Genomic DNA, 6,769 nt, shown 5'->3' with positions numbered 1-6,769 from the left:
GGCGAAATTCCGAAGTTCCAAAAGCCACTCTTCGGAACGACGCCACCTTCCGCCCTGTCAGGTCTCGTTGTTCAGACCTTCCCTAGTTCGCAATCCTCGCAATCCCACTGTATCAGTGAATAATCTTCCAAGCGGCTATGAAGTTGTGCTTGGCCGAATCAAGGCCGGAAGCTAAAGCATGGTTCAATAACAAAGGGAGTGGGGGCGAGCTACCCCGCATGACTCCGAGATAGAGGCAGAATCATTTGCATACATCATCTAATACGGCAACGACCGCGTTGGCATTTGATGCGCTTTGCCAAAAAAGCAGTTGACATCTCAACAAACCCGCAGCAATCTCTACCATAAGGAGCGTAGAAACTCCTCACACAGCGGTACCCACCTCCGTCAAACTGGTGGGTTTTTTGTGCCTGCAGCATCTTGTGGGCACAAACGACGCGATGCTTGCGTCGGGAGGGCGGCTAATACAACACCCTTCGGGGAAATACGCCCGCCGACTGTGTGCGGTTTCTAACCTCCCGACATCCCGTCGCCTCCCGGCGGCGGGGCCTGTTCGTCAAGGAGGGCTTTGCCATGCGTCGATCCACGTCTAGTCCCAAGCTAGCGCGCAAGCGCGCCACGGTGCCGCCGCCCACCGAGGTCGTCTGGCGCACCCTCGACCCCACACTCAAGCCACCACCGTACGTCGAGCGCACCCCCATCCCCGAGCCCCGCCCCGATCCCAGCAAGCCGCGTCGCCCAGGCCACCCGCGTGCCCCGCAACACTGCACCGTCGGCTACGGCTACTACCCCGACAGCCACCAACGCATCCCCACGCTGCGCCTACGCGGCCGCTGGCTGGAACAACTCGGCTTCACCATCGGCAGCAAACTCCACATCCGCATGCGCAACGGCGAGCTGATCGTCACCGTGGCTGATCCAAGCGGCAAGAGAATCGGCACAAGGAGCGATGGCAATTGACGGCGCCCAACGCGTCGCCGAGGATCGCATGACGCGGCGCTCATGCGCTTCCACCATGACCAGGCCCCTATGCAAGGACACCCGCCACCCGCAGAGATGCCTCGCGTACGGGCTGACCTCAACGCTCAGGGCTGGGGCGGAGGTGGAGACACCGCGTTCTACGTTCTCGATCCCACTGCACTGGCATCAGCGCGTCCGCAGCCGGGTAAGCATGTCTTTCTATGGGATGACGACGGCCCTGGAAGCATCCTTGGCTGGATTGGGGTCCTCGAACATGTCCAAGTCGGCAAATTCACTGGCTGGAGAGCAGTCCCCATCGCTGGCAGCTTCTACCGTGGCCCTGACGCCCCATTTTCGCCGCGCGCGTTTGAGGCCTGATGATCGATCATGCCGCATTGCGTCGTTGATCGGCTGACTCAGACATAGGATCCAAATGAGCGATCGAAAGAACGGGGTCAGGTTCTTAGATATCCCCACGTTTTTACGGCACCAGCGTCATCTGCTCGCGCACTGCTTCGGGCATGTGCGCAAGCGTTCCAGCCGGCGTGAGACAGGTTCCATCGGCCATCGTCTGACCAGCGCCTCGCGACCGACGCGTAGCGTCGAATAGAGCCTGCGTGTGCTGTTGCGTGGCGATCGCCATTGGGCGATACCGGCGGCCTCGCAGCCCAGTCCTGCCAGCCAACTGGCGAAGGTGGCCTGCGTATCGAGCAACGACAGGATCTGTAGCCGCTCACAGCCCTGGCCTGTTGCCGCGCCTCGGCGACGGGTGTTGATTGCAGTGGCGTTGCTATGCGCCGCGCCGCTCGCACGGGCAGACTGCTTTGAAGAAGCCGCCAGTTATCAACATGTCAATCCATGTGTGCTAGGCGCCATTGCGTGGCAGGAGCCGCGTGGCCGTGCCGATGCGATCCATCACAACAACAACGGTACGATCGGTTATGGAAGCATGCAGATCAATTCGATCCACCTACGACGCCTCTCCAGCTACGGTATCTCCAAGGACGCGTTGATGCATCCTTGCGTCAGCGTGTATGTGGCGGCTTGGCGGCTACGCGAGATGACCAATAAATACGGAAATACCTGGGCCGCTGTGGGCGCCTATCATTCCGAAACACCCGCGGAGCGCGATAAATATGCGCACGCCATTCATGCGATTCTGATCAGGCGCGGTGTGGTTGTCGAATGACGCTGTCGCGGCAGCCGTGGAGGGTGTAGCGACGTACATCACCGCGCTCACCGGGTGGCGAGCGCGGCGGTTTGAGCGCTGTGCTTATTCAGGCTGCGCGCGAGATGCTTCGGCGCCGCGAACTGCTGCCTCGGCCTGCCAGGTGGCACCGATGGTCTTGTATTGCATGCCGGCAACTACGCCAGACACAGTATTGGCAAGCAATCCGCTGCGTGCAGGCGACAACCCGACCCAGGCGCCAATCATGTTGATGGCTGTACCGAGCGCGATATTGGAGTTGATGGCGGCCGTGCGTGCGACCGAGTGATCCATCACCCGCTCGTAATCCTCGCGCTTGCCCTTCCACGCTGGTTCCCAGATTTGCTTGGTCCCGGCTTCGTCGGCTTCGTGCTGGGTGACGTTGATCCAGTCCAATGTCTCCAGGCCGACGTTCAAGGCGGTGTTCACTGCCGATTGACGAAAGATGACGCTGGTCGCCTCCCCTTTGTTGAAAGGCGAGTTCAGCCCTGCCCAGCGCTGCCTGGCCGCTGCAAAGTCCGGCGATGCCAGCTCGTTCGATGCCAAGTTGGTCAGCACGTTGGCCATGCCGTAGAACCTGCCGGCGCTGGTGATGTGCGGATCGCTGATTCCGCCATTAGTGGGTCCGGCCGTTCCCACCATCTTGAAAGTCGCCTGGATCGTGTCGCGCGCTGCGGCATAAGCGGCGATCTTCAGATCACTGGCCAGCAGCCTGGCCGCCATCTCCGGTTGGCCGGATGCCTTGCCGGCCGCACCCACGGCGATGTTGCTCAGGATGCCGCCCAGCGCAAGCCGGGTGACCAGATCCGAGTAATGTTGCTGCTCGGCTTTCTTGTCGTTGCGTTCGTCTTCGGACAAGGCATCCCATTGTTCGAGACTGAGATTGTGAAAGCCTCGCGCTGCCGCGTCTGGGTTGCGTTTCTCGCGGTTGCTTCGCAGCGTATGCAGCGCCATCTGCAGCGTGCCCGACACAGCCTGCAGGGCGACGACCGCTTCAGGCGGGAGCTGGCGAAGAGCGGCAAACAATCCCTCGCCCAGCAACTCGCGCGCGAATGTGGTTGGCCCCACTGAAGTGGACTGGTGCACCAGGTGCCCCAACGCAGCGCCCAGGTATTGCTTGTCAAAACTGAGCGGTAGTGCGCCGCGCGCTGCAGCCATCACCGCGGTGGCGGTCGGTCCAAGGATGGTGCGCACGCCATGCGCTGCGCCGGTTCCGATCGATGCAGCCAGTGCACCCAAGCGCTCGGTGCGTGTCGTTGCGCTGGTGATTGCAGATGTGTGCACTTGCGGATCTGGTGGCGCAGGGTGTTGCTGCGGAATGGAAGAAGAGCCTGCCGACGAAAAGGACTCGTCGGCATCGAAGAAGTGCTCGCTGCTGCTCTCGTTGCCATGCAGCAGCGACGCGCCTGAGGTATGCAGCAGCGGGCTCTCACCGGTGTGTTGGTGTCTGTCGGCAGTGTCGCCAGATCCTTCGCTGCGTTCCGAGTTGCTGCGTCGTCCGGAAGGCCTACGAGCCAGGCCCGACAGTGCAGGGTCCGCCGTAGGTGACGGTGTCTCGTTGCGCTGTTGTAGTGGTGGCATTTCGATCGCCACCTCTTCATTTGTCGATCGCGTTGGCTGGGAAGTGCTAGCTGAAGGGATCTTCGTCACGGCATGTCCTCGCTGCGGGAGAAATGGCGGCGTGCCGCCGCCTCGGCTTGCGGGGTTGTTGATGTGCGGCGTTGATGGCCGGTACATCATTCACTGGACGCATAGCGGTGCCAGCCGCGATTGCAGCGCACGGATCGCTGGCGCCAGAGCTTATGCCTCGATCAACGCGAGACCACGGTCGACGTGCGGCACGCAGACACCGTCTTGCATGCCGCCATCAGCGGTTCGGGTAAACACAGTGCGAACTTTTCTGCGTGCAATCGAAGTGCTAAGGCAGACCCTCGCACTCATGGCCGCTTTGTGAGGCATGCGTCATCGTCGTCAGTGACTCGAAAATGCCATCAAGCCGGAGAATCGGGGCGCTTCAACTGCGAAATGATCATTCGTTAACGGAATATGGCATTCCGTGTAGCGATGGAGTGTGCCTGCCGAAGGTGCGATTGACGGCCGCAAACGACTTTGGGAGGATGGCCGCATGCCGCGTTGGGGCGACGTGTCTTGCATGGAGCACCGTTCATCGCATGAGCGATCTGGAAGCGTATCTGGACCATCACTACCGAACCGCCGAGCAGCTGGCTGCCGCCTGTGCGATCTCGCCCGAAACACTGACCTTGCTGGTGAATGAAAGGCTCGTGCCCGAGCCCTCCTACACGGTCACCGAGGACGGTCGATTCATCTCACAGGCCTTTGGCGAATTTCAGGTGCACGCGCTGGCGCCCGGGCGATACTTCCATCCGGGCAACGCCGCCTGGGTGGTGCTGGCGTTGGAGGCGAGAGCCAGCGAGGGTGCGCAGCGGGCGCATACCGCCCTGAAAGAGCGCTTCAGGCGCAATTTCGCAGCCGCGCTCATGGAACTGGACAAGACGGTGTATCGCTTGCCCGATAGTTTTACCGAGACGGGTAGCGTCATTGCGGAAGGTCTCGACAAGCGCACCGAGAGTGCCTGGCACCACTTCTTGAAAGGGGTCTTCAGCCTCTGCGTCGCGGACGTCTCGTCGGAAGCCTCCATCGCGCGCAAGGAGGTTTTGCAGGAGGCGTTGATAGAGATGAGCGACAACGGATCGAAGGACGTGTATTCGGCGGAGCAAAGGCGGCAGTGCCTGGATACTATCGGCCAATACGAAGCAGCCGCGATGCCGTTCTCTCCGCTGGAGTATTCGCGCAGCAGTCGCAAGCGCTTGGTGGAAGATCTCAGGCCAAAACTTCAGGTGCGTTGAACGAGGGCGCTCACGGCGACGGAATCGGGATCAACTGCCGACGCTCGCAACGCTGCACCTTGAGCAACGGCATTATCTGTCGATGCCCGGTGCATGCCATCCTGTGCCTGCGCGGGCGCTGGCTCGAGCAGCTTGGCATGCGCCACTGCTACAAACGTGACATCCCGTCGCCACAAGGACACAGTGCCCATCCACGGATGGGTCTGGCCGGTGGGCGGCGATACGCTTCAAGGCAACGAGGACGGTATGGACGCTTGGTCGCGTTGGTTGTTTGAAGAACATGCCGAGATGCAGTTGCGCGCCTGGGCGAGGCGTTTGCGTGTGTTTCGGTTTGTCAGGGCCGCGGGTGGGCATGCCAATGACGGTGACCGCTTGCTTGCTGCGTTCGGCTATCCGTCGCTGCAGACGCTGGAGCATGCGTTCGCGAGCTTGGGGATTGCGCCAGTGCGGCATCGTGTGGTGCCGCCACAGCCGGAAGTGGGGCGCGCCTACGCGGGCGATGTGTTTGCCGCATTTGCTTCGTTGATTCCCGGTTCCCTGATCGAGCAGCCTGGGTGGCAGCAGATGCATGGCGGGCCGGTGTTTGTCTGGTGCGGCGCGGACGAGATCCGCTTCTCCGTGGCGGATGGCTATGGGGTGACTGACGCCAACGTCGCGCATGCAGCGCGTATCGAGCCGGCCTTGATGGCGTTAGGCCTTGAGCCAATCGATCCACCAGTCGACAACAAGCACTGCATCAGTCCACGTTACTACCCGGACTATTTCGACGCTTGACTTCGAACGCGCGGCTGCACAGGTTCGCCGGCTGCCCGATGGCCTGCATGCCAGGCTGGCTAACTGGAATCTGCATGCCGGTCGGTTCGGGCTACCCACTGTTCGGATTGACGGATATCGGCGCGCCGGCGAGGATCGGGCAGGTCGCTTGCATGCAGCTGGAGGGTCTTGAACGATGACCAAGTTCGAACGCATCGCCGCACACGTGCCCGCCGGAACGGTGCTGCCCGTGGAGCTGCGCATGGTGTGCGATTACCTGGACAGGACCGGCTATCCCATCAGCGGTTGCATGAAGATCAGGCCGGACGATTTCGGTGGCGTCCAGGCCTGGTTCGACGGCGATGAGGCGATGGCATCGCAGTTCGCCTACTTCGGCGCCGGGCCGGACGGTTCGATCCTGGCCTTCTGGTTACGCGACAGCCTGGACGCGGGCACTGTGCCGATTGTGCATCTCGGTTCGGAGGGAACCGGAAATAGCGTCCTGGCACGTAATTTTCGCGAGTTTCTCCAGTTGTTCGGAATCGGCTACGACGAGCTCGGCTTCGATGACCTGAGCCAGCGTCCGGCGGATCCCGATTCTGCCGCCGGCTTGCGTGCCTGGCTTGAAGCCGAGCTGGGGATCATCTGTCCCCCGACGGGCGAGGACATCGTTACTGCGGCGAGGTTGAACTGTGCCGATGTGGCAGTGGCCATCGAACATTGGATCCATCAGCGCTACCGCAGCCAGTCCTGATCCCTTGGGACCAGCGCGTTCGGTTCGTTTGCCGAGGCGAGCTCACTCCTTGGCGATCGGTTCCGGTAGCCAGGGTGAGGCTGACGACCGTGACCGGGCCGATGCCTCATTCGACTGCATGATGTCGTTGCCACACAGCGCCGCTGCCAGAAGTCATGGTGCCGCCAGGCACAGCCTTCGATGCCTTACCCCCGCTTATGATCACGCTGCGCAGCGCAGCTTGCGGCC

The 6,769-nt window shown here is 61.7% G+C and carries 6 protein-coding genes and 1 pseudogene; 5 read left to right on the top strand and 2 right to left on the bottom strand.

From position 1 onward, the window contains the following. Positions 1-573 precede the first annotated feature (573 nt). Positions 574-960 (top strand): SymE family type I addiction module toxin, encoded by a 387-nt coding sequence (locus tag XcodCFBP4690_RS12530; RefSeq protein WP_104541238.1) that lies wholly within the window; start codon positions 574-576, stop codon positions 958-960. 481 nt (positions 961-1,441) lie between these two features. On the opposite strand, the pseudogene XcodCFBP4690_RS12525 reads toward XcodCFBP4690_RS12530, so the two are convergent. Then, positions 1,442-1,695: pseudogene (locus tag XcodCFBP4690_RS12525) on the bottom strand (IS4 family transposase); the annotation flags it as partial. Between XcodCFBP4690_RS12525 and XcodCFBP4690_RS12520 the strand changes: the two are divergent. Beyond that, positions 1,682-2,149 carry a lytic transglycosylase domain-containing protein gene (locus XcodCFBP4690_RS12520; RefSeq protein WP_341871617.1) on the top strand — a complete coding sequence of 156 codons (468 nt, stop codon included), beginning with the start codon at positions 1,682-1,684 and terminating at the stop codon, positions 2,147-2,149. The pseudogene XcodCFBP4690_RS12525 and the gene XcodCFBP4690_RS12520 sit on opposite strands and share 14 nt — an antisense overlap. An 84-nt stretch (positions 2,150-2,233) precedes the next feature. Here the strand turns inward: XcodCFBP4690_RS12520 and XcodCFBP4690_RS22730 are convergent, their stop codons facing one another. After that, the gene (locus XcodCFBP4690_RS22730; protein WP_167394594.1) at positions 2,234-3,817 is read right to left on the bottom strand and encodes a hypothetical protein; all 1,584 of its coding nucleotides are present in this window, start codon (positions 3,815-3,817) and stop codon (positions 2,234-2,236) included. A gap of 521 nt (positions 3,818-4,338) precedes the next feature. Here XcodCFBP4690_RS22730 and XcodCFBP4690_RS12500 point away from each other — a divergent pair. The 3 genes from XcodCFBP4690_RS12500 to XcodCFBP4690_RS12490 all read left to right on the top strand — a co-directional run bounded on the left by XcodCFBP4690_RS12500 (position 4,339) and on the right by XcodCFBP4690_RS12490 (position 6,541). After that, complete coding sequence (locus XcodCFBP4690_RS12500) at positions 4,339-5,034, top strand: DUF6058 family natural product biosynthesis protein (RefSeq protein WP_104541236.1); 696 nt, start codon at positions 4,339-4,341, stop codon at positions 5,032-5,034. A 246-nt stretch (positions 5,035-5,280) separates the two neighbouring features. After that, a complete protein-coding gene (locus XcodCFBP4690_RS12495) occupies positions 5,281-5,808 on the top strand; it encodes a hypothetical protein (RefSeq protein ID WP_104541251.1) in 528 nt (175 codons plus the stop codon). Positions 5,809-5,983: 175 nt separating this feature from the next. Beyond that, complete coding sequence (locus XcodCFBP4690_RS12490) at positions 5,984-6,541, top strand: hypothetical protein (protein ID WP_104541235.1); 558 nt, start codon at positions 5,984-5,986, stop codon at positions 6,539-6,541. The last annotated feature ends 228 nt before the right edge of the window (positions 6,542-6,769 follow it).

Origin of the sequence: Xanthomonas codiaei, assembly GCF_002939785.1 — a bacterium.
Lineage (GTDB): Bacteria > Pseudomonadota > Gammaproteobacteria > Xanthomonadales > Xanthomonadaceae > Xanthomonas > Xanthomonas codiaei.
This window is presented reverse-complemented; position numbering and strand designations above follow the sequence as displayed.